Consider the following 24,336-nt stretch of genomic DNA (forward strand, 5'->3'; position numbering starts at 1 on the left):
GGTCAAGTCCCCGGTAGTGGTGTAGCCGTGTCGTGATCCTTCGGTGCTGGGTCAGGCGCTGAGTTCGAGGATGCTGTCTGTCACCTCCTCTGCCCCGGTGTCGGGGAGGAGGCGTAGGCGGGACTTGGCGAGGATGTCGAGGCCGAGGTAGCGGCGGCCTTCGGCCCATTCGTCGGTCTGCTCGGCGAGGACGGCGCCGACGAGGCGGACGATGGCGTCGCGGTTGGGGAAGATGCCGACGCTGTCGGTGCGGCGGCGGATCTCGCGGTTGAGACGCTCGTTGGGATTGTTGGACCAGATCTGTGACCAGAGCCCTTCGGGAAACTCGGTGAACGCGAGGATGTCCGCCCGTGCTTCGTCGAGGTGCGAGAAGGCGTCGGGGAGCTTGTCTTCGACGTAGTCGAGGAGCCGGTCGAACTGGGCGTTGACGGCGTCCTTGTCGGGCTGGTCGTAGACGGAGTGCAGCATCGCCTTGACCGCGGGCCAGAGGGACTTCGGGGTGACGGACATCAGGTTCGCGGCGTAGTGGGTGCGGCAGCGCTGCCAGGCCGCTCCCGGCAGGTTCGCGGCGATCGCCTCGACCAGTCCTGCGTGGGCGTCGGAGGTGACGAGGCGGACTCCGGTGAGGCCGCGGGCGACGAGATCGGCGAAGAACTGGTTCCAAGCCGACGCCGTCTCGGCCGTGGCGACGCGCATGCCCAGGACCTCGCGGCGGCCGTCGGCGTTGACGCCGGTGGCGACCAGGACGACCGCGTTGATCACCCGCCCGCCTTCGCGGACCTTCATCGTGAGGGCGTCTGCGGCGACGAATGTGAACGGCCCGGCATCCCCGAGGGGGCGGTGGCGGAACTGGTCGACGTGCTCGTCGAGGTCCGCGGCCATGCGGGACACCTGCGACTTGGACAGCGAGTCGAYGCCGAGGGTCTTGACCAGCTTGTCCATGCGGCGCGTGCTGACGCCGGCGAGGTAGCAGTCGGCGACGACGGTGATCAACGCGGCCTCGGCGCGCTTGCGGCGCTCGAGCAGCCATTCCGGGAAGTAGGTTCCCTTACGCAGCTTGGGGACGGCGACGTCGATCGTGCCGACGCGGGTGTCCAGCTCGCGGTGCCGGTAGCCGTTGCGCTGCGTCACCCGGTCCGGGGACGCCTTGCCCCATTCGGCGCCGCAGACGGCGTCCGCGTCCGCGGACAGCAGCGCGTTGATCATCGTCTGCAGCAGCTGACGCATCAGATCCGGCGACGCCTCGGCGAGGGCTTCACCGAGCAGGCCAGCAGGGTCGACAATGTGAGGAGCGGTCATCGTGATGACTCCATTCGAGAGGGTTGTAGGAGATTCCTCGAAGGATCACACGGTGACCGCGCCCACGTTCACAACGAGGCCGACCACCGAACGGTTACACCACTATGCGGGACGCCACTNGGTCATCGTGATGACTCCATTCGAGAGGGTTGTAGGAGATTCCTCGAAGGATCACACGGTGACCGCGCCCACGTTCACAACGAGGCCGACCACCGAACGGTTACACCACTATGCGGGACGCCACTCCAGGCGATCACGCGGGCGCCTATGTACAAGGAAATCGACATGATTGCGAGCGCTGTAAGAACCAGACCCCTCGTCATGTATGCAGGCGGAAGTCGCCGATGAGCGCCTAATGCGGATTCCAGCGAGCGATCTCCCGGGGCGGGGTTCGGCGGCGCTCCGGATACTGCCAGCTGGGCGATAGCCCGGACCAGGTGTGCGCGGTCCGCCTCGGTCAGGTCGGATCGGAGCGTCGCATCGGATACGAGGACTGCCATCTGCGCACAGACCGATTGCCACCTCAGCCGACTCACCAGCCCGGAAGGCAGCCGGGCGCTGAACCGCCGCCACACGAACGTCATCTCGAGTGAACGCAACTCAGCGTAGAGCGAGTCGTTATCGGTGTCAGCTGCCTCGAGCCGACTGAGGTTGACCCATACCTGCCACCGGAAGGGCGCGCGTCGCCACCAGATGATCGGGCCGAGCAGCGCGATTCCAGCAACCACGGTCATCGCGAGGGTCGCCGCGAATCCCGAGAGCAGGAAGGAAGTGGTCACGTCTCCTCGCGACGCCAATGCGATCCATGTCCAGACGAATTGCGCGACAGCCGCAATGGCAACAAGTGAAGCCAAGATGAACAGCGCGGCCAGCGCTGTGCGGTGGGCGTCCCACGTAATGTGTGCGCTCCGCCGGACCGCTTGATCAGGCTCCGCGGCGAGCGTCTCCGGAACGGCGGATCGGCCGCCTACTTGCTTCAGCCATTCGGGGGCGTGTGCCAGGAGTCTCTCGACTCGCGACACGCCGCTGCTCGGACGGGCGAGGCACATGAGGAGCGTCGGCGCGATGACCCCGATCGCGATGACGGCCGAAACCAGAAGCGCGAAGAGTTCCGGCCAACGCGCCGCCCAGGCTTCGGTCATCGGCAAGCAACCTCCGGATGGGGCGACAGGGCGTCCTGACAGCATCACCCGGCGCAGTTCCATTCGGGAGAGGTGAATATGTCCTTCCGCCCCTCCGGGGGCGCTCTTCGTCGTTCCGGCGTGGCGACCGGCAGAATGGCGGGCATGGGCGTGCCGCTGATCACCGAGATGCCGGATCCGCAGTTCGTGATGTCCGAGGAGGGGCACCGGATCGCGACCTACTCGTGGGGAGAGGATGACGCGCCCGTCGTGCTGGCCGTGCACGGCTTCGCGTCGAGCTGCCGCGACAACTGGGTCAACACCGGCTGGGTGCGCGAGCTGCTCGGCGCGGGGTTCCGCGTCCTGGGCGTGGACCAGCGCGGCCACGGCGCCAGCGACCGGCCGCATGATGCCGCGCAGTACACGATGGACGCGCTCGTGCGCGACATCGAGGTCGTGCTCGACACCTACCTGATCGACACCGTGCGCTACCTCGGGTACTCGCTCGGCGCCCGCGTCGGGTGGCACGTCGCGGTCGAGCTCGGCGACCGCATCGAGCGGGCGGTGCTCGGCGGCATCCCGGACGGGCGTCCGCTGGGGCGCCTGGACCTCGCGCAGGCCCGCGCCTTCGCCGAGCGCGGCGAGGAGGTGACCGACAAGGTCACGCGCAACTACATCACGCTCGCCGAGCGGGTGCCGGGCAACGACCTCCGGGCGATCATCGCGCTCGCGGAGGGCATGCGCTTCGGCGACGCGGACCCCGACCTCGGCCACCCGCCGCAGCAGCGCATCCTGTTCGCGACCGGCACCGAGGACGCGATCCTCGAGGATTCGCGCCGCCTGGCCGCGGCCGTGCCGAACGGCACGTTCGTGGAGGTGCCGGGCCGGCACCACTTCAACGCGCCGGGATCACGCGACTTCCGCCACGCGGGTGTGGAGTTCCTTCGCGCGGACGGCTGATCGCTCAGGCGTTGCTGCCGTCATCGACGAGCGCAGGGAGTGCGCGCCCTCCGCACCCCTGAGCGGGGCCGGGCGGCTATCCTTCTCCCTGAGCCGATGATGACCCGAACCGTGGAGCACCCGGGCGATCGCACCCTGATCGCGTCGGTTCAGCGCGCGCTCGGACTGGTCGAGATCGTCGCGAACTCGCCCCGCCCTGTCACCGCGAAGGCGCTCGCGTCGGCGAGCGGGCTGAGCCTCGGGACGACCTACAACCTCGCGCGCACGCTCGTGCACGAGGGGTATCTGTCGAGCGAGCCGGATGGGTTCATGCTCGGCTCGCGCTTTCCCGCGATCAGCGCCGGATCGGCGGAGGGCGTCGTCTCCGCGCGGATCCGCTCGGCTCTGCACGAGGTGACCGACGGGCTGGGCGTGACCGCCTACCTGTCCCGGTATACGGACGGCGAGGTGCACCTCGTGGACGTCGTCGACGCGAAGGGCGCGCCGCGTCTGGAGCTGTGGGTCGGCCTGCACGAGGCGGCGCACGCGACGGCGCTGGGCAAGCAGATCCTGGCCGCCCTGCCGAACGAGGATCGTCTGGACTACCTCGCCCGCCACAGGCTCGACGATCTGACGCCGCACACGATCCGGGACCGCCGGATGCTGCTCGAGCAGCTGGAGCGCTCCGCCGGTCCGGTGCTGGACCGCGAGGAGTACGCGATCGGCGTCACGTGCGTCGCCGTGCCGGTGCGGGCGCCGGGTGTGGTCGCCGCGCTCGCGGTCGCGATGCCCAGCGAGACCCTGCAGCGCACGGCGCCCGCGGAGGTCGCCCGACAGCTGGGGCGCACCGCCGCCCGCCTGTCGTTGCAGCTCGGCGCGGAGTCGCCGCGGCGGCATGGCCAGTTCGGCCTCTGAGACCCCCATCCGACTCGGTTTCACCATGTGAAATCCCGCTCATTCCGCGAGGGATCCGGTCGTACCTACCGTGGTCACGCACGCGACGATGCGTGCGTGACCCGAGGGAGGCGTCGATGACGACCCAGACCGCGCTCGCCGCTGATCAGCGTCGCGAGCTGTTCGAGATGATGGTGCTGATCCGCACCTTCGAAGAGGCGATGCTCCGCGAGTATCACGCGGACAAGTCGCCCGGCTTCGATATCGGTGCGGGCCTCGTGCCCGGAGAGATGCACCTTTCGGCCGGACAGGAGCCGGTCGCGGTCGGCGTGGCCGCGCACCTCACGACGGACGACGCGGTGACGGCCACCCACCGCCCGCACCACATCGCGATCGCGCACGGCGTGGACATGCGGGCGATGACCGCCGAGATCTTCGGTCGTGAGACCGGGCTCGGTCGCGGCCGCGGCGGCCACATGCACCTGTTCGACCCGAAGACGCACTTCTCGTGCTCGGGCATCATCGCCGAGGGGCTCCCTCCGGCGCTCGGACAGGCGTTCGCGTTCCAGCGGGCCGCGACGGACCGCGTCGCGGTCGCCGTGACCGGCGAGGGCTCCGCGAACCAGGGCGCGTTCCACGAGTCGCTCAACCTCGCGGCACTGTGGAAGCTGCCCGTCGTGTTCGTCGTAGAGGACAACGACTGGGGCATCTCGGTGCCCCGCGCCGCGTCGACGTCGGTGCCGTCGAACGCCGACCGCGCGGCGGCCTACGGGATCCCGGGCGTGCGCGTCGAGGACAACGCGGTCGAGAGCGTGTGGCAGGCGGCGGGCGAGGCCATCGGCCGGGCCCGCGCGGGGGAGGGGCCCAGCCTGATCGAGGTGCACACGCTCCGGCTGTGGGGTCACTTCGAGGGCGACGCGCAGGGATACCGCAGCGACCTCGCCGAGGTCGCAGGCCACGACCCGATCCCGACCTACCGGGACGCCCTCATCGCAGACGGCGTCATCGCCGAGGGAGACGCGGAGGCCATCCGCGCCGCGGCCTCCGACCGGGTCGAGGACGCCGTCGCCTACGCCAAGGCGTCGCCGGTGCCATCCGCCGACGACGCGCTGAAGTACGTCTTCGCCGAAGGAGCACGCGCATGACCATCGTGAGCGTCCAGGACACCGCACTGCCCGTCGAGCCGGAGCCCGGCACCCGCCGCCTGTCCACCGCCAAGGCGATCCAGGAGGCGCTCGCCCAGCGGATGCGCGCCGATGAGGGCGTGTTCGTCGCCGGCGAGGACGTCGGCCCCTACGGCGGCATCTTCTCGTCCACGACGGGCCTGATCGACGAGTTCGGTCCGCAGCGCATCCTCGACACACCGATCTCGGAGACCGCGTTCATCGGCCTCGGCATCGGCGCCGCCGTCGAGGGCATGCGCCCTGTGATCGAGCTCATGTTCGTCGACTTCTTCGGCGTCTGCTTCGACCAGATCTACAACCACATGGCGAAGATCCATTACGAGTCGGGCGGCAACGTGAGGGTGCCGATGGTGCTCATGACCGCCACCGGCGGCGGCTACTCGGACGGCGCGCAGCACTCCCAGTCGCTGTGGGGCACCTTCGCGCACCTGCCCGGCATGAAGGTCGTGGTGCCGTCGAACCCGTACGACGCCAAGGGTCTGATGACCGCCGCGATCCGCTCCGACGATCCGGTCGTCTACATGTTCCACAAGGGCGTGATGGGCCTCGGCTGGATGAAGAAGAACCCGCGCTCGATCGGCGCGGTGCCGGCGGAGGAGTACGAGGTGCCGATTGGCAAGGCGCGCGTGGCGCGGGAGGGGAAGGACATCACGATCGTCACGCTCTCGCTCTCGGTGCACCACTCGCTCGACGTCGCCGAGAAGCTCGCTGGCGAGGGCATCGACATCGAGGTCGTCGACCTGCGCTCGATCGTGCCGCTGGATCGCGACGCGATCCTGGAGTCGGTGCGCAAGACCCGGAAGCTGATCGTCGTCGACGAGGACTACCAGTCGTTCGGCCTCACGGGCGAGATCATCGCGACGGTCGCCGAGCGCGAGCCGGGCCTGCTGACCCACGCGTCGCGGGTCGCGGTGCCGGACGTGCCCATCCCCTACGCGCGTGAGCTCGAGTACGCCGTGCTGCCGACGCCGGCGCGCATCGAGGCGGCGGTGAGGGAGGCGATGGCATGACGGACGTGCTGTTCCCGCAGATGTCGGATCGGCCGGATGCGACCGGGGTGATCGTCACCTGGTTCGTGCAGAGCGGCGAGACCGTCGCAGAGGACGCGCTCATCGCCGAGGTCGCTCTCGACAAGGTCGACGCCGAGGTGCTCGCACCCGCCTCGGGGGTGATCACGCTGGTCGCCGCGGAGGACCAAGAGGTGCCGCTCGGCTCCGTGATCGCGACGATCGCCTGACATCCGGAGTACGCCGATCACGTCGTGTATCGCCAAGAGGATCACCTCGCCGCGCTTCGCAGGAGGACTGAGGCCGCGCACGCAGAACGCCCTCTCGGACGGGAGGGCGTTCTGCGTGTCGCGGGAGCGGGATCAGCCGATGCCGAGGTCCTTGCGCAGCCGCGCGACGTGGCCGGTGGCCTTGACGTTGTAGAGCGCGTGGGTGACGACGCCCTGCTCGTCCAGCACGAACGTCGAGCGGATGACGCCCTCGACGACCTTGCCGTAGTTCATCTTCTCGCCCCACGTGCCGTACGCGCGGTGCACGGCGGCGTCGGGGTCGCTCAGCAGCTCGAAGGGGATCGCGTCGCGCTCGCGGAACTCGGCCAGCTTGGCCGGCTCGTCGCGCGAGACACCCAGCACCGTGTATCCGGCGGCGGCCAGCGAGCCGATGCTGTCGCGGAAGTCGCACGCCTGCGTCGTGCAGCCGGGCGTCATCGCGGCCGGGTAGAAGTACAGCACGACCTTGCCGCCGCGGAAGTCCGCGAGCGAGACCTCGCGGCCATCCTGGTCGAGCAGGGTGAAGTCGGGGGCGGGGGTACCGGGTTCGAGGCGCGTCGTGGTCACCCCACCAGCCTACGTTCGCGGGAGCGTCAGTAGTCGGTGCGGTCCTTGAACGTCGCCAGGAGGCGCTGCAGCGAGTCGACGCGCTCGGCGGGCAGGCGGCCGTCCGCGACCGCCTCGTTGAGCGCGCAGTCCGGCGCATCCGGCAGGTGCGTGCAGCCGCGCGGGCACTGCTCGGCGACCGCCTCGAGGTCTTTGTAGGCCCGGATGATGTTGGCCGGGTCGACGTGCCCGAGGCCGAACGAGCGCACTCCGGGGGTGTCGATGACCCAGCCCGACCCGGCGGGCCCGTGGTACCGCAGCGACACGGTGGAGGACGACGTGTGGCGGCCGCGGCCGGTCACCTCGTTCACGTGCCCGGTCGCGCGCCGCGCGCCCGGCACGAGCGCGTTCACGAGCGTGGACTTGCCCACGCCCGAATGCCCGACGAACACCGTGCTGTGGCCCACCAGCGCCTCGCCGATGGCGTCCACGGGGGCCTCGTCGCGCGCGCTCGTGAAGACCCGCAGGTCGTCGAGGCCCGCGAAGTGCGCGAGGAACGGCGCGGGGTCCGCGAGGTCGGTCTTGGTGACGACCATCAGCGGCCGGATGCCCGCATCCAGCGCCGCGATCAGGTAGCGGTCCACCAGCCGGGGGCGCGGCTCGGGGTCGGCCGCGGCCACCACGATGAGCATCTGGTCCGCGTTCGCGACGATGACCCGCTCGACCTGATCGGTGTCGTCCGCGCTGCGGCGCAGCAGCGACGTGCGCTCCTCGATCCCGACGATGCGGGCGAGCGTGCCCTCGGCGCCGCTCGTGTCGCCGACCACGCGGGCGCGGTCGCCCGTCACGATCGGCGTCTTGCGCAGCTCGCGGGCGCGCGCCGCGGTCACCTGGCGCTCGTCCGGCGTGTCCTCGCCGACGAGCACGGAGTAGCGGCCGCGGTCCACGCCGAGAACGCGCGCGATCGTCGCGTCCTCGTGCGCGGGGCGGCGCTTGGTGCGCGGCCGGTTGGCCTTGGGATTGGGGCGGACGCGCACGTCGCTCTCGTCGTACTCGAGGTCGTCGTCCTCCCCGAGCGGATCGTCGAGCCAGCTCATCCCCGAGCCCTCACGGGCGGACGCCCCGCATCTCGTCCCACAGCTGGGTGAACTGGGGCAGGGTCTTGGCGGTCGTCCCGATGTCGTCGACCACGATGCCCGGCACGCGCAGCCCGATCAGCGCGCCCGTGGTCGCCATCCGGTGGTCGTGATGCGCCTTCCAGGTGCCGCCGGTGAGCGGGGCCGGCGTGATCCGGATGCCGTCGGGCATCTCCTCGGCGACGCCGCCGAGCGCCGTGACGTTCTGCGCGAGCGCCGCGATGCGGTCGGTCTCGTGGCCGCGGATATGCCCGATCCCGTGGAAGGTCGTGGGGGAGTCCGCGAACACCGCCAGGCCCACCAGCGTCGGGGTGAGCTCGCTCACCGCCGACAGGTCGAGCTCCAGGCCGTGGATGCCGCGCCCGGCGGCGACCGTCAGCGCGCCGCCGCGGCGGCTCACCCGGGCGCCCATGAGCTGCAGGATCTCGACCAGCTGCGCACCGGGCTGCGTGGAGTGCGGAGGCCATCCCGATACGGTCACCGAACCGCCCGTTACCATCGCGGCCGCCAGGAAGGGCGCGGCGTTGGAGAGGTCGGGCTCGATCGCGATGTCCTTGGCGCGGAGAGGCCCGGCCGGCACGATCCACTCGCCCGGACGCGGGCGCTCGACGTGCACGCCGCGGCGCGCGAGCGCCTCGACGGTCATGTCGATGTGCGGGATGCTGGGCAGCCGCGCGCCCGTGTGCCGCAGGTGCAGGCCCACGTCGAAGCGCGGCGCGGCCAGCAGCAGGCCGGACACGAACTGGCTCGACGCGGACGCGTCGATCGCGATCTCGCCGCCGCGGATGTGCCCGTGGCCGCGCACCGTGAACGGCAGCGCCCAGTGGCCGCCGTCGTCGATGTCGACGCCGAGGTCGCGCAGCGCGCGGATCATCTCGGCCATGGGCCGGTGCAGCGCACTCTCGTGCGCCGTGACCAGCACGTCGCCCGACGCGAAGCCCGCCAGCGGGGCTAGGAAGCGCATGACCGTGCCGGCCTGGCCGCAGTCGACGGTCGCGGGGGCGGTGAACGGCGACGCCGGGTGCACGAGCAGGTCGGGACCGAACGGTCCGTCGCCCGGCACCTCCTCGACCTCCACACCCAGCGCGCGCAGGCCCTCGACCATGCGGCGGGAGTCGTCGGACTGCAGCGGCGAGAGCAGGCGGCTGGGGCCCTCCGCGAGCGCCGCGAGGATCAGTTCGCGGTTGGTGAGCGACTTCGAGCCCGGGACGGTCAGGACCGCGTCGAGCGGGCCGGCCGCGGCCGGCGCGGCATACTCGCCCTGCGGGGCCTCGGGGGAATACACGCGCGCTTTCATCGGTTCCTACCCTACTGAACGTCCCCGTCGCCGCCCCGGCGTATCCGGCCGAGAATGCCGGATCCGGACGGGCCCGCGAACCATGAGAGGAGCCGGATGATCGCCACGCTGTCGCGTCCCGCGTCGGTCGTCCTGCGACCCGCGGCGGACGCCGCCCGCCCGCGGCCCCCGCGCGCGGTCCGGTCACAGGGGGCCGCCCTAGACTGGCGCGTGATGGACGACCAGCGCGATCTTCCCGACACCGACGACGTACGGCCCCTGGAGGGCGAGGAGCCGGCGGAGGAGGGCGCGCGGACGGGCTCGCCGCTCACCGCGGCCGAGACGCGCGACCAGTTCCAGGAGCAGGCGCTGCCCTACATGGATCAGCTGTACGGCGCGGCCATGCGCATGACGCGTAACCCCAGCGATGCGGCCGACCTGGTGCAGGAGACCTTCGTCAAGGCGTTCGCCTCGTGGGCGTCGTTCACGCAGGGGACGAACCTCAAGGCGTGGCTGTACCGCATCCTGACGAACACGTACATCAACACGTACCGCAAGCGGCAGCGCGAGCCGTATCAGGGCACGATCGACGACCTCGAGGACTGGCAGCTCGGCGGCGCCGAGTCGACCACGGCGACGAGCAGCCGGTCGGCCGAGGCCGAGGCGATCGACCGCATGCCTGCATCCGCGGTCAAGGACGCCCTGCAGGCCATCCCCGACGACTTCCGGATGGCGGTGTACCTCGCCGACGTCGAGGGCTTCGCCTACCAGGAGATCGCCGACATCATGAAGACCCCCATCGGCACGGTCATGAGCCGCCTGCACCGCGGCAGGCGTCTTCTGCGTGACCTGCTGAAGGATTACGCGGCCGAGCGAGGAATCCAGGCCGCCACCGCTGAGAAAGCCCCGAGGAGCAAGAAATGACCGATTGCGGTTGCGAGAAAGCGCGGCAGGATCTCGAGGAGTACCTCCGCAACGAGGTCTGCAAGACCGAGCACACCGACATCAAGGAGCACCTCGACACGTGCGAGTCGTGCCGTGACGAGGCCCTCGTGGCCCGCACCCTCACCGAGGTCGTTGCGCGCGCGTGCAAGGAGACGGCTCCCGAGGAGCTGAAGAACATGGTGCTCGCGCGGCTGCGCGACGCCCAGGCCGCGGCCCACTGAGGCCCCGCCCCCGCCGAGTCAAGGGTCGGCCGCCCGCCCGGCGCCCTCGCTAGGGTCGGAGGCATGGCCGAGTACCCCGACGTCCGCACCCTCCCGCTCGACGAGACCACGCGCGCCGCGCTCGCGGAGCGAGGCCTCGAGTACCGGCTGATCGAGAACGACCGCGCCGCCGTGATGGACGCGTGGAGCCACGCCGTCCGGCGTGGGTTCGCGGGCCCGGAGCTCTCGGCCGACGAGATCGCGGAGTGGCGCGAGCCCATGTCGTGGCGGCGCGTCACGGGCGTCTACGACCCCGCGAGCCCCGAGGGCGACCGGCCCGTCGCGACCGCGAGCTCGTGGGCCACCCCCACGACGATCCCGGGCGGCACGCTGCCCCTGTGGGCGATCAGCACCGTGACGGTCGCGGCGACGCATCGCCGGCGGGGCATCGCGCGCGGGATGCTGGAGGCGGAGCTGCGCGACGCCCACGCGGCGGGGGTGCCCGTCGCCGGGCTGACGGCGAGCGAGGCGACGATCTACGGCCGCTACGGCTTCGCGCCGGCCACGCTGGTCGCGACGTGGAAGGTCGACGCGCGCCGCGCCGAGTGGATCGGCCCGGAGGCGCCGGGGCGCGTGCAGTACCTCGACCGCGAGGACGCCGCGCTGCTGATCGGCGAGCTGCACGAGCGCACGCTGTCGCAGCGGCTGGGTGAGATCCCCGGCTGGCCGCGCCGCTGGCGCGGTCGCGTCGGCCTGGCCGAGCACAAGGACGACGGGGTGCGCACGGTCCGCTACGTCGACGCGGCGGGGGAGCCGCGGGGCGCCATGGCGTACGCGATCGAGGGGGATCCCGAGGACGACGGACGCGGCGAGCTGACCATCCAGTACCTGATCGCCGAGGACGACGCCGCGCTCGGCGCGCTCTGGCGCTTCGCGCTCGAGCACGACCTGGTGGGGCGCGTCGTCGCCCACATGCGCCCCGTGGACGAGCCGCTCCCGTGGCTGATCTCGGACCCGCGGGTCGCGGTGTCGTCGATCAAGGACCACGGCTGGCTGCGCATCCTCGACGTGCCCGCCGTGCTCGAGGCCCGCTCCTATGCCGCCGACGCGGACCTCACGCTGCGGGTGTCGGATCCGCTCGGCTATGCCGAGGGCACCTGGCGCGTCTCGATCGCGGACGGCCGCGCGTCCGTCACGCCCGACGAGGGCGACCCCGACGTGTCCCTCTCGGGGGTCGAGCTCGGCTCGGCCTACCTGGGCGGCTTCGCGCTGCCGGTCCTGCGCGCCGCGGGCCGCGTCGAGGGCTCCGATGCCGCGATCACGGCGCTGGACGCGGCGCTGCGCGTGCCCCGCGCGCCGTTCCTCAGCATCGTGTACTGATCCCGGAGGCTCGCGCCCGCGCGCGACAGCTCAGGGGATCCCGGCTTCTCAGGGCGGGAAGGGCGGTTCCGGTCCTGAGAACCCGCGATCTCCTGTGAAGGCGCGCAATGCGAAGCGGCCGGCCCTCCGAGGAGGACCGGCCGCTTCGCGTGAGTCGGGCTCAGGACAGCGCGCGCTTCATGAGCTCGGCGTGCTCGACCGCGTGCACCTTCGACGAGCCCGTGGCGGGCGAGGCCGAGGCCGGGCGGGAGACCACGCGGATCTCGCGGCCGAGCTGCGACGCCACCTCGAACGAGATGAACGGCCAGGCGCCCTGGTTCTCGGGCTCGTCCTGCACCCACACCAGCTCGGCGTTCGGGTACTCGGCCAGCACCGCGTTCAGCTGCCCGACCGGGGCCGGGTAGAACTGCTCGAGGCGCACGAGGGCGATCTCGGGGTTCGGGCGCTTGTCGAGCTCGCCACGCAGATCCCAGTGGATCTTGCCCGAGTGCAGCAGGACCTTCTTGACCGCGCCCTTGTCGACGCCGCGGTTGTCGTCGAGCACCGGCTCGAAGCGGCCCGACGTGAACTCCTCGACCTCGCTGGTCGCGCCGCGCAGGCGCAGCATCGCCTTCGGGGTGAAGACGATCAGCGGGCGGCGCGGGCGGGCGTAGGCCTGGCGGCGCAGCAGGTGGAAGTACGACGCCGGCGTCGAGGGCCGCGCGACCGTCATGTTGTCCTGGGCGCACAGCTGGAGGAATCGCTCGATGCGGGCCGACGAGTGGTCGGGGCCCTGGCCCTCGTAGCCGTGGGGGAGCAGCATGACCACGCTCGACTGCTGGCCCCACTTCTGCTCGGCCGCCGAGATGTACTCGTCGATGACCGACTGGGCGCCGTTGACGAAGTCGCCGAACTGCGCCTCCCAGAGCACGAGCGCGTCGGGGTTCTCGACCGAGTAGCCGTACTCGTACGCGAGGGCGGCGTATTCGCTGAGCAGCGAGTCGTACACCCAGAAGCGGCCCTGGTTCTCGGACAGGTTCACGAGCGGCAGCCACTCCTGGCCGTTCACGCGGTCGTGGAACGTCGCGTGGCGCTGCACGAACGTGCCGCGGCGCGCGTCCTGACCGGCCAGGCGCACCGAGGTGCCCTCGAGAAGCAGCGAGCCGAACGCGAGCAGCTCGCCGAAGCCCCAGTCGATCTGGCCGCTGCGGCTCATCTGCACGCGCTTGTCGAGCAGCTGCTGCAGCTTCGGGTGCACGGTGAAGCCGTCGGGCTTGTTGGCGTGCGCGTCGCCGATCTGGTGGATGACCTCGACCGCGACACCCGTCGTCTCGGGCTCGCCCGCGACCTCGACCTCGGGCGCCTCCGCGTCGACCACGGGGTGCGAGCCGGTCTCGGCGGCGTGCGTCTCCGCGAACGCGATCTCCAGGCGCTCCTGGAAGTCGCGCTTGGCCTGCTCGTACTCCTCCTCGGTGATGTCGCCGCGGCCCACGAGCGCCTCGGTGTAGAGGCGGCGGGTCGAGCGCTTCGCCTCGATGAGGTTGGTCATGAGCGGCTGCGTCATCGACGGGTCGTCGCCCTCGTTGTGACCGCGGCGGCGGTAGCAGACGAGGTCGATCACGACGTCGCGGTGGAAGCGCTGCCGGTACTCGAACGCGAGCTCGGCCACGCGGACGACGGCCTCGGGGTCGTCGCCGTTCACGTGGAAGATCGGGGCCTGGATGGTCTTGGCCACGTCGGTCGCGTAGACCGAGGTGCGGGCATCCTGCGGCAGAGTCGTGAAGCCGACCTGGTTGTTGACGATGACGTGCACCGTGCCGCCCGTGCGGTAGCCGCGCAGCTGCGACATCTGCAGCGTCTCAACGACCACGCCCTGGCCCGCGAAGGCCGCGTCGCCGTGGACGAGGATCGGCAGCCACGTGAACGAGCCGACGGGACGGCGGTCCTGCTTCGCGCGGACGATGCCCTCGAGCACGCCGTCCACGGTCTCGAGGTGCGACGGGTTGGCGGCCAGGTAGACCGCGAGCTCCTCGCCGCCGTCGGCGACGTAGGTGCCCTGCGTGCCGAGGTGGTACTTCACGTCGCCCGAACCGCGCTTGTTGCCGGGCAGGGCGCCCTCGAACTCCTGGAACACCTGGCCGTAGGTCTTGCCGGCGATGTTGGTGAGGACGTTCAGGCGGCCGCGGTGGGCCATGCCGATCGCGGCGCCCTCGAGGCCCGCCACGGCCGCGCCCTGCAGGATGCGGTCGAGCAGAGGGATGAGCGACTCGCCGCCCTCGAGCGAGAAGCGCTTCTGGCCGACGTACTTGGTCTGCAGGAAGGTCTCGAACGCCTCGGCCTCGTTCAGCTTGCCGAGGATCCGCAGCTGGTCGTCGTGGTCGGGCTTGGTGTACTTCATCTCCAGCTTCTGCTGGAACCACTCGCGCTGCTCGTGGTCGTGGATGTGCATGTACTCGATGCCGGTCGTGCGGCAGTAAGAGTCGCGGAGCACGCCGAGGATCTCGCGCAGCTTCATGGTGCGCCGGCCGTCGAAGCCGCCGGTCACGAACTCGCGCTCGAGGTCCCAGAAGGTGAGGCCGTGCGACTCGATCTCGAGGTCGTGGTGCAGGCGCTGCACGTACTCGAGCGGGTCGATGTCGGCCATCAGGTGGCCGCGCACGCGGTAGGCGTTGATGAGCTCCTGCACGCGAGCGGTCTTGTCGACGCGCTCCGCCAGGTCGACGGCGACGTCGCTGTTCCACGCGATGGGCGCGTACGGGATGCGCAGCGCCGCGAAGATGCCCTCGTAGAAGCCGCGCTGGCCGAGCAGGAGCTCGTGCACCTTCTTGAGGAACTCGCCCGAGCCCGCGCCCTGGATGACGCGGTGGTCGTAGGTGCTGGTCAGGGTGATCGTCTTGCCGATCGCGAGCTCGTTGAGCGTCTTCTCGCTCGCGCCCTGGAACTCGGCCGGGTACTCGAGGGCGCCGGCGCCGATGATGCAGCCCTGGCCCTTCATGAGGCGCGGCACGGAGTGCACGGTGCCGATGCCGCCGGGGTTGGTCAGCGAGATCGTGGTGCCCGCGAAGTCGCCCGCCGTGAGCTTGTTGCCGCGGGCGCGCTTGACGAGGTCCTCGTACGCCGCGAGGTACTCGGTGAACGACAGCGTGTCGGCGTTCTTGATGCTCGGCACGAGCAGCGCGCGCGTGCCGTCGGGCTTGGGCAGGTCGATCGCGATGCCGAGGTTCACGTGCGCGGGGGCCACGACCGACGGCTTGCCGTCGATCTCGGCGTAGAACACGTTCTGGCTCGGGAACTCCTTGAGCGCCTGGATGAGCGCCCAGCCGATCAGGTGGGTGAAGCTCACCTTGCCGCCGCGCGTGCGCGACATGTGGTTGTTGATGACGATGCGGTTGTCGATCATCAGCTTCGCCGGGATGGTCCGGACGCTCGTGGCCGTGGGAACGGTGAGCGACTCGTCCATGTTCTTGGCGAGGGTCTTGGGCATGCCCTTGAGGACCGTGACGACGTCCTCCTGCGGCTTCTCGGCCGAGGAGGCCGGCGCGGCCTCCTGCTGCGGCGCGTCGGCCGGGATGGGCGCGGGCGCGGCCGGCTTGGCCGTGGTGCGCGCGACGGGCTGCTGGCCGATCACGGGGACCGGCGCGGTCGGCGGGTGGCCGTTCTGGGCGGCCGAGGGCGCGGCGGCCGGGCCGGCCGGAGCCTGCGCGGGAGCCGCGGCGGCGGGAGCCGCGGGTGTCTCGGGCTGGTAGGCCTCCAGAATGGGCCACCACTCCTTGTCCACCGAGTTCCTGTCCGCCTTGAACTGCTGGTAGAGCTCTTCGACGAGCCACTGATTGGCTCCGAACTCCCCGTCGCTCGTGGTCCCGGTGCCCGTTCCCTGGCTCGACACGGCCGATTCGCCTTCTTTCATCGGTGAAAATCCTTGACCCGCGCACCGCTCGAGCGGTCACGCGCGCACGCCCTGAAAGCCTAGCCCAGATCGGTTCCTCCTCTCCTCGGAGGGGCCGCGTACGCAGGTCCTCCCCAGGACGGATGCGCGCCCCCGACGGATGTCGATATGTTGGGCGCGCTGCGCGCCCGGCAGATCAACGTCGAGCCGACCGCGCGGTCGTCCAACGGCGTCACGGTCGACGTCACGGGCGTGGCGCTGTTCAAGATCGGCTCCGAGCCCGAGCAGGTGCGCCGGGCCGCCGAGCGCTTCGCCTCGCATGACGGCGCGATCGAGCAGTTCACGCGCGAGCAGCTCGAGGGCTCGCTGCGCGGGGTGGCGGCCATGCTCACGGTGGAGCAGCTCATGCGCGACCGCCAGCAGCTCAGCGACCAGATCGCGGAGAACATCAAGGGCGACCTCGAGGCGCAGGGCCTGATCCTCGACTCGTTCCAGATCCAGGGCATCACGGCGCAGCGCGAGGTGCAGCGCAACAAGATCGCGACCGACGAGCAGAACCTCGTCGAGTACACGGCGTACCAGAAGAACACGGCCAACGCGAAGGCCGAGAACGGCCGCGCGAACGCCGAGGCCGAGGCCGCCGAGAAGCTGGCGCGCGAGACGCTCGAGCAGGCCGCCATGAACCAGTCCGCCAAGCTCGACGCCGAGGTGCGGCGCGTGGCCGAGGCCGCGACCTACGAGCGCCAGCAGCGCGCGGACGCCGAAGCCTACGAGCAGCAGAAGCAGGCCGACGCCGAGGCGTACGCCCGCATCCGGGAGGCCGAGGCCCAGGCGAAGATCGCCGAGCAGAAGGCGCTCGAGCTGAAGACCCGCGCCGCCGCCGACGCCGAGACCGTGCGCCTGGCCGCCGAGGCGGACGCCGCCGCGCAGCGCGCCGCCGCCGAGGCCGCGGCCTTCGCCGCGGAGCAGGAGGCGCAGGGCACGAAGTTCCGCGCCGAGGCCGAGGCTATCCGCCTCGCCGGCGAGGCCAAGGCCGCGGCGATCAAGGCCGAGGCCGCGGCGATCGCCGAGCACGAGGCGGCGCTCATGGCACAGCGCGCGATCGAGGCCGTCGTGCCGATGATGGCGGAGTTCGCCAAGGGCTACCAGCGTGTCGGCTCCATCACGGTGCTCGGCGGCGAGGGAGGCGCGTCCGCGCACCTCGCGAGCGAGCAGGCGGTGGGCATGCGCGCGACGTTCGACGCGGTCAAGGCCGCGACCGGCGTCGACCTGGCCGCGATCATCGCCGGCCGCGCGGTCGGCGAGGGAATGCGCCCGGCCACCGTCGCGGCGCCGGCCCCGGCCGCGACGCTCGTGGCGGAGCCGGTCACGGCGGCGGGGGACGAGCCGGGGGCCTGACGCGTCGCGGAGCGAAACCGTTCGGCGGATCCATAACCGGCCCCCGTAGACTCGGAGCACTATGGACGACCCTCCCAGTTGCAGTAGTTCGCCCCACAGCCTGACCTCTCCGATCCGGGGCGGTGGATCGAGATGGACCTGATCCTGCTGGGCGTGGGGCTGCTTCTGACGGTCGGCACGGGCCTGTTCGTCGCGAGCGAGTTCGCGCTGGTCAACCTGGACCGCGCGGATCTCGAGGCCCGCCGGGAGCGGGGCGAGTCCCGCCTCGCCATGACGATCTCGGCCCTGCGCCAGACGTCAACGCATCTGTCGAGCGCGCAGCTCGGCATCACCCTGACGACGCTGCTGACCGGTTACACGCTCGAGCCGGCGTTCTCGCACCTGCTCGAGCCCGTGCTCACCACGTGGGGGGTCGCGGAGGGCGCGGTCGCTCCCATCGCGACGGTCGTCGCGGTCGCGATCGCGACCATCCTGTCGATGATCCTCGGCGAGCTCGTGCCCAAGAACTTCGCGCTGGCCCTGCCGCTCGCGACCGCCAAGGTCGTCGCGCCGTTCCAGATCGCCTTCACGACCGTCTTCCGCCCCGCGATCGCCCTGCTCAACGGCAGCGCCAACGCGGTGCTGCGCGGCTTCGGCATCGAGCCCAAGGAGGAGCTGTCGGGCGCGCGGACGGCCGAGGAGCTGTCGTCGCTCGTGCGCCGCTCGGCGATGGCCGGCGTGCTCGAGGAAGACACCGCGACGCTTCTGGATCGCAGCCTGACGTTCGCGCGGCTCACGGCGGGCGACGTCATGACGCCGCGACCGCGCGTGCACGCCGTCGCGGCGGGCGACTCGGCCGATGACGTGATCGAGCTCGCGCGCCAGACCGGCCACAGCCGCTTCCCGGTGTTCGACGACTCGATGGACGACATCGTCGGCATCGTGCACCTCAAGGCCGCCGTCGCGGTTCCGCGCGACCGGCGCCCCGACGTCCCGGCCGCCGCGCTCGCGACCGAGCCGCTGCGCGTGCCCGAGACCGTGCACCTCGACCAGCTGGTGTCCGAGCTGCGCTCGCGCGGCTACCAGATGGCCGTGGTGGTCGACGAGTACGGCGGCACCGCGGGCGTGGTCACGCTGGAGGACCTCGTGGAGGAGATCGTCGGCGAGGTGTCGGATGAGCACGATCGCCGCCTCGCCGGGGTGGTGCGCCATCGCGACTCGCTCACCTTCCCGGGCCAGCTGCGCCCCGACGAGCTGCGCGACCGCGCCGAGGTCGAGGTGCCCGAGGACGACGCGTACGACACGGTCGGCGGCTTCATCATGAGCGTCCTGGAGCGCATCCCGAACGTGGGCGATTCCGTGCGCATCGACGACGGCGTGCTGACCGTCGAGCGGATGGACGGCCGTCGCGTCGACCGCGTGCGGTTCACACCCGACCCGCTGCCGGAGCCCGATCCCGTCGTCCGCAACGAGAACGAGCCGCGGACGTCCCGCGCCGGCCATGACGCGAACGGCAAGGGGGGTGCGCGATGAGCGACTGGGCCGGGATCGCGTGGCTCGTGGTGCTGCTGCTCGCGAACGCGTTCTTCGTCGGCGGCGAGTTCGCGGTCATCTCCGCGCGCCGCTCGCAGATCGAGCCACTCGCGGAGCGCGGGTCGCGGGCTGCGAAGACCGCGCTGTACGCGATGGAGCACGCCACGCTCATGCTGGCGACCTCGCAGCTGGGCATCACGATCTGCTCGCTGCTGATCCTGAACGTCTCGGAGCCGGCGATCCACCATCTGCTCGAGGTGCCGCTGGGGCTGACGGGCCTCCCGGAGGGACTCGTCGACACGGTCGCGTTCGCGATCGCGCTGATCCTGGTGTCGTACCTGCACGTCGTGTTCGGCGAGATGGTCGCCAAGAACATCGCGTTCTCGGTGCCCGACCGCGCCGTGCTGCTGCTCGCGCCGCCGCTCGTGTGGGTGTCGAAGGTGTTCCACCCCGTCATCTGGGTCCTGAACTGGATCGCGAACGGCGTGCTGCGGCTGTTCGGGGTCGAGCCCAAGAACGAGGCGGCGTCGACCTTCACGCTCGACGAGGTCGCGACGATCGTCGCGCAGTCGCGCCGGGAGGGCGTGCTCGACGACGTGTCGGGCGCGGTCGCGGCGGCCGTCGAGTTCACGGACAAGAAGGCGGGCGACGTCGCGGTGCCGCTCGCCGAGATCGTGTCGCTGCCCGAGAACACGACGCCCGAGGAGATCGAGCGGGCGGTCGCGAAGCACGGCTACTCGCGCTACGTGATCGTGGATCCCGAGGGAGAGCCGGTCGGATACGTGCACCTCAAGGACGTGCTCCGCGCCGCGAGCGACGAGGACCTGCCCGAGAAGCTCACACGGCCGATCCCGGCCAAGCGGATCCACCACATGGTGCCGGTGCAGGAGACCACCGACCTGGAGGACGCCCTCGCGGTGATGCGCCGCGCGGGACGTCACCTGGCACGCGTGCGGAACGCGCAGGGCGACACGACCGCCGTGCTGTTCCTCGAGGACATCCTCGAGGAGCTCATCGGCGAGATCGATGACGCGACGCGACGCCGGCCCTGACGTCGCTGCGACCGGGTGCGGATCGGCCCCTTCGAGCTCTCGGAAGGGCCGATCCGCACCGGATCGGGCGTCAGGACGGGCGGCGGAAGGCGCGGAGGTACTGCGGCGGCCAGAGGCCCTCGGGGTCCTCGCCGAGCTCGGTTGCGGCGCGCAGGCCGAAGTGCGGGTCGCGCAGCCACTCGCGGGCCGCGAAGATCACGTCGGCGTGGCCGGCCTGCAGGATGGCCTCGGCCTGCGTGCCGGTCGTGATGATGCCGACCGCGCCCACGGGGGCGTCCGACAGCTCCCGCACGCGCGCCGCGAACGGCACCTGGTAGCCCGGCCCGACCTTCAGCTCCTGGTGGGCGACCAGGCCCGCGCTCGAGACGTCGATCAGGTCGGCGCCGGCCTCGACCGCCCAGCGCGACACCTGGGCGATGTCGTCCGGCTCGAGGCCGCCCGGCGCGGCGTCCGAGGCCGAGAAGCGCACGAGCAGGGGCACGTCCTCGCCGACCTCCGCGCGCACGGCGCGCACGACCTCGAGCGTGATCCGCGCGCGGTTCTCGAGCGAGCCGCCCCACGCGTCGTCCCGCTGGTTCGACAGCGGCGACAGGAACTCGTGGAGCAGGTAGCCGTGTGCGGCATGCACCTCGAGCACGTCGAAGCGCGCGTCGATCGCGCGGCGCGCCGCCGCCCGGAAGGCGTCGACGACGCGCTGGATGCCCGCCTCGTCGAGCGCGACGGGCTCGGCGTAGCCCTCGTACGCGATGGCGGAGGGCGCGACCGTGGTCCAGCCGCCCGCCTCGGCCGGGACGGTGCCGTGCTCGCCGGAGAACGGCGACCAGGTCGACGCCTTGCGGCCCGCGTGGGCGAGCTGCAGGCCCGCACGCGCGCCGCGCGCGTGCACCGCGGCGACCACGCGCGCCCACGCGTCGCGCTGCGCGTCGTTCCAGAGGCCCACGTCCTGGGGCGAGATCCTGCCCTCGGGCACGACCGCCGTCGCCTCCGCGACCACCAGGCCGGCGCCGCCCGAGGCGAACTGCGCGAGGTGCACGTGGTGCCAGTCGTTGGGCACGCCGTCCAGCGCGCTGTACTGGCACATCGGCGCCACCCACAGCCGGTTCCGGAACGTCACGTCGCGCAGGGTCAGCGGGCTGAACAGCAGGCTCATGGATCTCCGTTCTCGCCGGTCCGCGGACGGGCGATGGCGTTATCGTGGCGGGCATGACGGTTGCCCGGGAGTGGACGGCGGCGGACACCGCGGCCGTCCTCCGGGTGCCAACCGGGGACGCCCACAAGTATTCCCGCGGAGTGGTGGGGCTGCGCACCGGGTCGCCGACGTACCCCGGCGCCGCGGTGCTGACCGCCGAGGGAGCCGCGCGCGCCGGTGCGGGGATGGTGCGCTGGCTCGGCGACGCCGAGGTGGCCCGGCTCGTGATGCAGCGCCGCCCCGAGGTCGTGACGACGCCCGGGCGCGTCGACGCGTGGGCCGTCGGATCGGGCACGGACCCGGACGCGCGCGAGCCGGGGGAGGCCGCGCTGCTGCGCGAGATCCTCGTGGGCGACGCTCCGGTGGTCGTGGACGCCGGCGCGCTGGACCTGGTGGCGGACGCGACCGCGCCGCTCATCGTGACGCCGCATGCGGGAGAGTTCGCGAAGCTGCGCGCGAGCCTGGGACTCGACGGCCCCGCGGAGGACGTCGGCGCCGTCGCCGAGACCGCGGCCGCGCTCGGCGGGGTCGTGCTGCGCAAGGGATCCGAGACCGTGGTGGCGACGCCCTCGGGCGTCGTGCGCGCCGTGCGCGCGGGGACGCCGTGGCTCGCGACCGCGGGCACGGGGGATGTGCTCGCGGGGGCGCTGGGCGCGCTCGTCGCGGCCGCGGCGGCGGAGGGCCCCGTCGGCGCCGAGGAGCTCGGCGCGCTCGCCGCGGCGGCCGCGTGGCTGCACGGCGCCGCGGGCCGGCTCGCGGCGGGCGTGGACGGGGAGGCCCCCGGTCATCCGATCACCGCGCTCGACGTCGCCGAGCACCTGCCCGCCGCGTTCGCCCTCGCGCTGAGCGCCTGAGCGGCGTTCCTAGGATGGGACGCGTGCGCGGACGGATCATGATGTGGGTCGCGTTCGCGGCCGTCCACGTGATCGTCGGATGGCTCGGCTGGGTCCTGCCGAACCAGCCCATGGGCGACGTCTACCTGGTGTACGAGCCCTGGTCGACCGCCGCGCTGGGCGGCACGGAGATCGTCGGGATCACGGAGCCGTGGGTGTACCCGCACCTGGCGCTCGCGCCCATGATGCTCACCCACGCGCTCGCCTGGCTCGGCGGCTACACGCAGGCGTGGGCGGTGCTCGTCACGCTGTGCGATGCCGCGGCGTTCCGGCTGCTCCTGGGCGACGGGCGCTCCCGGGGGCGGCGCGCGGCGGCCCGCTTCTGGCTGGCGTTCGTCCTGCTGCTCGGTCCGGTGGGGATGTACCGGATCGACGCCGTGACGGTGCCGCTTGCGATCGCGGGCCTGCTGTGGCTGGCGCGGCGCCCGATGGCGGCGTCCGCGCTCCTGGCCTCCGGCGCGTGGATCAAGGTGTGGCCGGCCGCCCTGCTTGCGGCAGCGTTCGTCGCGGTGCGTCGCCGGCTCGACATCGTCGCGGGCGCGCTCGTGACCTCGGCGGTCGTCGCGGGGGCCGTGGTCCTCGCAGGCGGCGCCGCGCACCTGCTCGGATTCGTCACGGCGCAGACCGACCGCGGCCTGCAGCTCGAGGCGCCCGTGAGCAGCGTCTACCTGTGGGGTGCGGTGCTCGACGTGGACGGCTGGTGGCTGTTCTACGACGACGACATCCTGACCTTCCAGGTCACCGGCCCGCACGTCGACATCGTGATCGCGGCGATGACGCCCGCGCTCGCGCTCGCCGCGGGGGCCATCCTGCTGCTCGGGGCCGTGAAGGCGCGACGCGGGGCGCCGGTCGTGCGGCTCCTGCCGCCGCTCGCGCTCGCTCTCGTGGTCGCGCTCATCGCGCTGAACAAGGTCGGCTCGCCGCAGTTCCACGACTGGCTCATCGCGCCGCTCGTCCTGTGGATCGTGCTGGACCGCCGCCGGGCGAGGCCGCTCGCGGCGCTCGCGCTGCTGTCGGCCGCGCTGACGCAGGTAGTCTACCCGCTGCTGTACGGCGAGCTGCTCGCCGCGCAGCCCGTCGCGGCCGCCGCGCTCACCGCCCGCAATCTCGTGCTCGTCGTCCTGCTGGTCTGGGCGGTGGTGCGGGTCGCCCGCGTGCCGGTCCGCCTGCGCCGGGACGCCCCCGTCGTCTCCGTCCCCTGATCGCCCCGTCGAAAGGACCCCTCATGCTCGTCGCCTTCTCCGTCGCCCCCTCCGGTTCGAACGCCGCAAACCCCGACGGCTCCGTGCACGACGCGGTCGCCGCCGCCGTCAAGGTCGTCCGCGAATCCGGCCTCGCGCACCGCACGACGTCGATGTTCACCGAGATCGAGGGCGAGACCTGGGATGAGGTCATCGACGTCGTCAAGCGCGCGACCGAGGCCGTGATGCCCTTCGGATCGCGCGTCTCGCTGGTGCTGAAGGCCGACATCCGCCCGGGGTACACGGGCGAGCTCGACGGCAAGATCGAGCGGCTCGAGGCCGCGATCGCGGAGCGCGACGCCGGCTGAGCTGCGCCGGGCGTCAACCCACTGCGCCGGGACTAATATCAGAACTATGAGCAGCGCTATGAAGGCGTTCAGCGGCAGCCTCCCCGAGGTCGATCTCGCCTTCCTCGAGGCATACGGACGCCGTCATCACCTCGCGAGCAGGTCGGCCGCGCTGCGAGCTGCCGTGCGCGCCCTGCGTGAGGCGGAGGCCGAGCGCGAGTACGTGACGGCGTTCGAAGAGTTCGGCGAATCCGGCGATGCCGAGCTCTGGGATGGTGTCAGCGGCGACGGACTGCGCGCGTGATTGCCGACGTGCCTCGCTTGCGTGGCGATATCTGGGACGTCGAGTTCGATCCAGCCCAGCCCGGCGAGGTCGCGAAGACCCGACCCGCGGTGATCGTGTCCAACGACGGCGCGAACCGGGCCGCAGTCCGCGCCAGCGCGGGCGGTGTGATTGTCGTGGTGCCCATCACGTCGAACACCGCCAATGTCCTGAGCTTCCAGACGCGTCTCCCGGCCGACGACGCGACCGGGTTGTCCAAGGATTCGAAGACCCAACCCGAGCAGCTGCGCGCCGTCCACATCCGCCGACTCGTCCGGCGGCGCGGATCGCTCGACGCCGAGCAGCAGGCGGCGCTGGATGCGGCGCTCCTGCATCATCTCGCGCTCTGATCGCGGGGCCGCGGTGTCCGATGCCATCGGC

The 24,336-nt window shown here is 71.6% G+C and carries 23 protein-coding genes; 16 read left to right on the forward strand and 7 right to left on the reverse strand.

The window, feature by feature from the left end; genetic code table 11:
* Nucleotides 1–51 precede the first annotated feature (51 nt).
* Together ASD19_RS10900 and ASD19_RS10905 are read right to left on the reverse strand one after the other, a co-directional pair.
* A complete protein-coding gene (locus tag ASD19_RS10900) occupies nucleotides 52–1,299 on the reverse strand; it encodes an IS256 family transposase (protein WP_055992533.1) in 1,248 nt (415 codons plus the stop codon).
* Nucleotides 1,300–1,493: 194 nt separating this feature from the next.
* Nucleotides 1,494–2,441 (reverse strand): hypothetical protein, encoded by a 948-nt coding sequence (locus tag ASD19_RS10905; protein WP_055992536.1) that lies wholly within the window; start codon nucleotides 2,439–2,441, stop codon nucleotides 1,494–1,496.
* Nucleotides 2,442–2,585: 144 nt separating this feature from the next.
* Here ASD19_RS10905 and ASD19_RS10910 point away from each other — a divergent pair, with 144 nt between their 5' ends.
* From ASD19_RS10910 to ASD19_RS10930, 5 genes are all read left to right on the forward strand, one after another.
* On the forward strand, nucleotides 2,586–3,380 hold the full coding sequence (locus ASD19_RS10910) for an alpha/beta fold hydrolase (protein WP_055992539.1): 795 nt from the start codon (nucleotides 2,586–2,588) through the stop codon (nucleotides 3,378–3,380).
* 96 nt (nucleotides 3,381–3,476) lie between these two features.
* Nucleotides 3,477–4,274: an IclR family transcriptional regulator gene (locus tag ASD19_RS10915; protein WP_235563037.1), complete on the forward strand. Its 798-nt coding sequence runs from the start codon at nucleotides 3,477–3,479 to the stop codon at nucleotides 4,272–4,274.
* A 116-nt stretch (nucleotides 4,275–4,390) separates the two neighbouring features.
* Nucleotides 4,391–5,398, forward strand: a complete 1,008-nt coding sequence (locus ASD19_RS10920) for a thiamine pyrophosphate-dependent dehydrogenase E1 component subunit alpha (RefSeq protein ID WP_055992542.1) — start codon at nucleotides 4,391–4,393, stop codon at nucleotides 5,396–5,398.
* Nucleotides 5,395–6,447 carry an alpha-ketoacid dehydrogenase subunit beta gene (locus ASD19_RS10925; RefSeq protein ID WP_055992544.1) on the forward strand — a complete coding sequence of 351 codons (1,053 nt, stop codon included), beginning with the start codon at nucleotides 5,395–5,397 and terminating at the stop codon, nucleotides 6,445–6,447. The genes ASD19_RS10920 and ASD19_RS10925 overlap by 4 nt, the downstream gene beginning before the upstream one ends.
* A complete protein-coding gene (locus ASD19_RS10930) occupies nucleotides 6,444–6,674 on the forward strand; it encodes a biotin/lipoyl-containing protein (RefSeq protein WP_055992547.1) in 231 nt (76 codons plus the stop codon). Before ASD19_RS10925 ends, ASD19_RS10930 begins: the two co-directional genes overlap by 4 nt.
* 132 nt (nucleotides 6,675–6,806) lie before the next feature.
* On the opposite strand, the gene bcp is transcribed toward ASD19_RS10930, so the two are convergent.
* From bcp to aroA, 3 genes are read right to left on the reverse strand one after another with little or no spacing between them, the layout of a single operon-like run.
* Complete coding sequence (gene bcp / locus ASD19_RS10935; protein ID WP_055992550.1) at nucleotides 6,807–7,280, reverse strand: thioredoxin-dependent thiol peroxidase; 474 nt, start codon at nucleotides 7,278–7,280, stop codon at nucleotides 6,807–6,809.
* Nucleotides 7,281–7,306: 26 nt separating this feature from the next.
* Nucleotides 7,307–8,356 carry a ribosome small subunit-dependent GTPase A gene (gene rsgA, locus ASD19_RS10940; protein WP_055992553.1) on the reverse strand — a complete coding sequence of 350 codons (1,050 nt, stop codon included), beginning with the start codon at nucleotides 8,354–8,356 and terminating at the stop codon, nucleotides 7,307–7,309.
* Between the two features lie 10 nt (nucleotides 8,357–8,366).
* Complete coding sequence (gene aroA / locus ASD19_RS10945; protein WP_055992556.1) at nucleotides 8,367–9,692, reverse strand: 3-phosphoshikimate 1-carboxyvinyltransferase; 1,326 nt, start codon at nucleotides 9,690–9,692, stop codon at nucleotides 8,367–8,369.
* Between the two features lie 96 nt (nucleotides 9,693–9,788).
* Here aroA and ASD19_RS10950 point away from each other — a divergent pair, with 96 nt between their 5' ends.
* The 3 genes from ASD19_RS10950 (at nucleotide 9,789) to ASD19_RS10960 (ending at nucleotide 12,196) form a co-directional block, all read left to right on the forward strand.
* Entirely contained in the window at nucleotides 9,789–10,595 is an 807-nt protein-coding gene (locus ASD19_RS10950) for a sigma-70 family RNA polymerase sigma factor (protein ID WP_156377187.1), read from the forward strand.
* On the forward strand, nucleotides 10,592–10,837 hold the full coding sequence (locus ASD19_RS10955) for a zf-HC2 domain-containing protein (protein ID WP_055992559.1): 246 nt from the start codon (nucleotides 10,592–10,594) through the stop codon (nucleotides 10,835–10,837). The genes ASD19_RS10950 and ASD19_RS10955 overlap by 4 nt, the downstream gene beginning before the upstream one ends.
* A gap of 63 nt (nucleotides 10,838–10,900) precedes the next feature.
* Entirely contained in the window at nucleotides 10,901–12,196 is a 1,296-nt protein-coding gene (locus tag ASD19_RS10960) for a GNAT family N-acetyltransferase (RefSeq protein ID WP_055992562.1), read from the forward strand.
* Nucleotides 12,197–12,356: 160 nt separating this feature from the next.
* On the opposite strand, the gene ASD19_RS10965 is transcribed toward ASD19_RS10960, so the two are convergent.
* Nucleotides 12,357–16,061: a multifunctional oxoglutarate decarboxylase/oxoglutarate dehydrogenase thiamine pyrophosphate-binding subunit/dihydrolipoyllysine-residue succinyltransferase subunit gene (locus tag ASD19_RS10965; protein ID WP_200941111.1), complete on the reverse strand. Its 3,705-nt coding sequence runs from the start codon at nucleotides 16,059–16,061 to the stop codon at nucleotides 12,357–12,359.
* Nucleotides 16,062–16,229: 168 nt separating this feature from the next.
* Between ASD19_RS10965 and ASD19_RS10970 the strand changes: the two genes are divergently transcribed.
* From ASD19_RS10970 to ASD19_RS10980, 3 genes are all read left to right on the forward strand, one after another.
* On the forward strand, nucleotides 16,230–17,459 hold the full coding sequence (locus ASD19_RS10970; protein WP_055992568.1) for an SPFH domain-containing protein: 1,230 nt from the start codon (nucleotides 16,230–16,232) through the stop codon (nucleotides 17,457–17,459).
* A 132-nt stretch (nucleotides 17,460–17,591) separates the two neighbouring features.
* The gene (locus tag ASD19_RS10975) at nucleotides 17,592–18,971 is read left to right on the forward strand and encodes a hemolysin family protein (RefSeq protein ID WP_082543156.1); all 1,380 of its coding nucleotides are present in this window, start codon (nucleotides 17,592–17,594) and stop codon (nucleotides 18,969–18,971) included.
* Nucleotides 18,968–20,023 carry a hemolysin family protein gene (locus ASD19_RS10980; RefSeq protein ID WP_055992571.1) on the forward strand — a complete coding sequence of 352 codons (1,056 nt, stop codon included), beginning with the start codon at nucleotides 18,968–18,970 and terminating at the stop codon, nucleotides 20,021–20,023. The genes ASD19_RS10975 and ASD19_RS10980 overlap by 4 nt, the downstream gene beginning before the upstream one ends.
* Nucleotides 20,024–20,093: 70 nt before the next feature.
* Here ASD19_RS10980 and ASD19_RS10985 read toward each other — a convergent pair whose 3' ends face one another.
* A complete protein-coding gene (locus ASD19_RS10985) occupies nucleotides 20,094–21,173 on the reverse strand; it encodes an NADH:flavin oxidoreductase/NADH oxidase (protein ID WP_055992574.1) in 1,080 nt (359 codons plus the stop codon).
* Nucleotides 21,174–21,226: 53 nt separating this feature from the next.
* On the opposite strand from ASD19_RS10985, the gene ASD19_RS10990 reads away from it, so the two are divergent.
* Genes ASD19_RS10990 through ASD19_RS11010 form a run of 5 tightly spaced genes read left to right on the forward strand, consistent with a single transcriptional unit; the run spans nucleotide 21,227 to nucleotide 24,305 of the window.
* On the forward strand, nucleotides 21,227–22,066 hold the full coding sequence (locus tag ASD19_RS10990; protein ID WP_055992842.1) for an NAD(P)H-hydrate dehydratase: 840 nt from the start codon (nucleotides 21,227–21,229) through the stop codon (nucleotides 22,064–22,066).
* 23 nt (nucleotides 22,067–22,089) lie between these two features.
* On the forward strand, nucleotides 22,090–23,307 hold the full coding sequence (locus tag ASD19_RS10995; protein WP_156377188.1) for a glycosyltransferase 87 family protein: 1,218 nt from the start codon (nucleotides 22,090–22,092) through the stop codon (nucleotides 23,305–23,307).
* 23 nt (nucleotides 23,308–23,330) lie between these two features.
* Complete coding sequence (locus ASD19_RS11000; protein WP_055992580.1) at nucleotides 23,331–23,654, forward strand: thiamine-binding protein; 324 nt, start codon at nucleotides 23,331–23,333, stop codon at nucleotides 23,652–23,654.
* Nucleotides 23,655–23,700: 46 nt separating this feature from the next.
* Entirely contained in the window at nucleotides 23,701–23,937 is a 237-nt protein-coding gene (locus ASD19_RS11005; protein ID WP_200941110.1) for an antitoxin, read from the forward strand.
* On the forward strand, nucleotides 23,934–24,305 hold the full coding sequence (locus ASD19_RS11010; protein ID WP_235563038.1) for a type II toxin-antitoxin system PemK/MazF family toxin: 372 nt from the start codon (nucleotides 23,934–23,936) through the stop codon (nucleotides 24,303–24,305). The genes ASD19_RS11005 and ASD19_RS11010 overlap by 4 nt, the downstream gene beginning before the upstream one ends.
* The last annotated feature ends 31 nt before the right edge of the window (nucleotides 24,306–24,336 follow it).

This window comes from Microbacterium sp. Root53 (assembly GCF_001426925.1).
GTDB lineage: Bacteria > Actinomycetota > Actinomycetes > Actinomycetales > Microbacteriaceae > Microbacterium.

Bases quoted from the DNA above. Each gene is read 5' to 3' on its own strand.
- rsgA (WP_055992553.1), bottom strand. From the start codon at position 8,356: ATGAGCTGGCTCGACGATCCGCTCGGGGAGGACGACGACCTCGAGTAC.
- ASD19_RS10905 (WP_055992536.1), bottom strand. From the start codon at position 2,441: ATGACCGAAGCCTGGGCGGCGCGTTGGCCGGAACTCTTCGCGCTTCTG.
- ASD19_RS10975 (WP_082543156.1), top strand. From the start codon at position 17,592: ATGGACCTGATCCTGCTGGGCGTGGGGCTGCTTCTGACGGTCGGCACG.
- ASD19_RS10980 (WP_055992571.1), top strand. From the start codon at position 18,968: ATGAGCGACTGGGCCGGGATCGCGTGGCTCGTGGTGCTGCTGCTCGCG.
- aroA (WP_055992556.1), bottom strand. From the start codon at position 9,692: ATGAAAGCGCGCGTGTATTCCCCCGAGGCCCCGCAGGGCGAGTATGCC.
- ASD19_RS10920 (WP_055992542.1), top strand. From the start codon at position 4,391: ATGACGACCCAGACCGCGCTCGCCGCTGATCAGCGTCGCGAGCTGTTC.
- ASD19_RS10915 (WP_235563037.1), top strand. From the start codon at position 3,477: ATGATGACCCGAACCGTGGAGCACCCGGGCGATCGCACCCTGATCGCG.
- ASD19_RS10960 (WP_055992562.1), top strand. From the start codon at position 10,901: ATGGCCGAGTACCCCGACGTCCGCACCCTCCCGCTCGACGAGACCACG.
- ASD19_RS10950 (WP_156377187.1), top strand. From the start codon at position 9,789: ATGATCGCCACGCTGTCGCGTCCCGCGTCGGTCGTCCTGCGACCCGCG.
- ASD19_RS10985 (WP_055992574.1), bottom strand. From the start codon at position 21,173: ATGAGCCTGCTGTTCAGCCCGCTGACCCTGCGCGACGTGACGTTCCGG.
- ASD19_RS10990 (WP_055992842.1), top strand. From the start codon at position 21,227: ATGACGGTTGCCCGGGAGTGGACGGCGGCGGACACCGCGGCCGTCCTC.
- ASD19_RS10930 (WP_055992547.1), top strand. From the start codon at position 6,444: ATGACGGACGTGCTGTTCCCGCAGATGTCGGATCGGCCGGATGCGACC.
- ASD19_RS11000 (WP_055992580.1), top strand. From the start codon at position 23,331: ATGCTCGTCGCCTTCTCCGTCGCCCCCTCCGGTTCGAACGCCGCAAAC.
- ASD19_RS11005 (WP_200941110.1), top strand. From the start codon at position 23,701: ATGAGCAGCGCTATGAAGGCGTTCAGCGGCAGCCTCCCCGAGGTCGAT.
- ASD19_RS10910 (WP_055992539.1), top strand. From the start codon at position 2,586: ATGGGCGTGCCGCTGATCACCGAGATGCCGGATCCGCAGTTCGTGATG.
- ASD19_RS10970 (WP_055992568.1), top strand. From the start codon at position 16,230: ATGTTGGGCGCGCTGCGCGCCCGGCAGATCAACGTCGAGCCGACCGCG.
- ASD19_RS10925 (WP_055992544.1), top strand. From the start codon at position 5,395: ATGACCATCGTGAGCGTCCAGGACACCGCACTGCCCGTCGAGCCGGAG.
- ASD19_RS10955 (WP_055992559.1), top strand. From the start codon at position 10,592: ATGACCGATTGCGGTTGCGAGAAAGCGCGGCAGGATCTCGAGGAGTAC.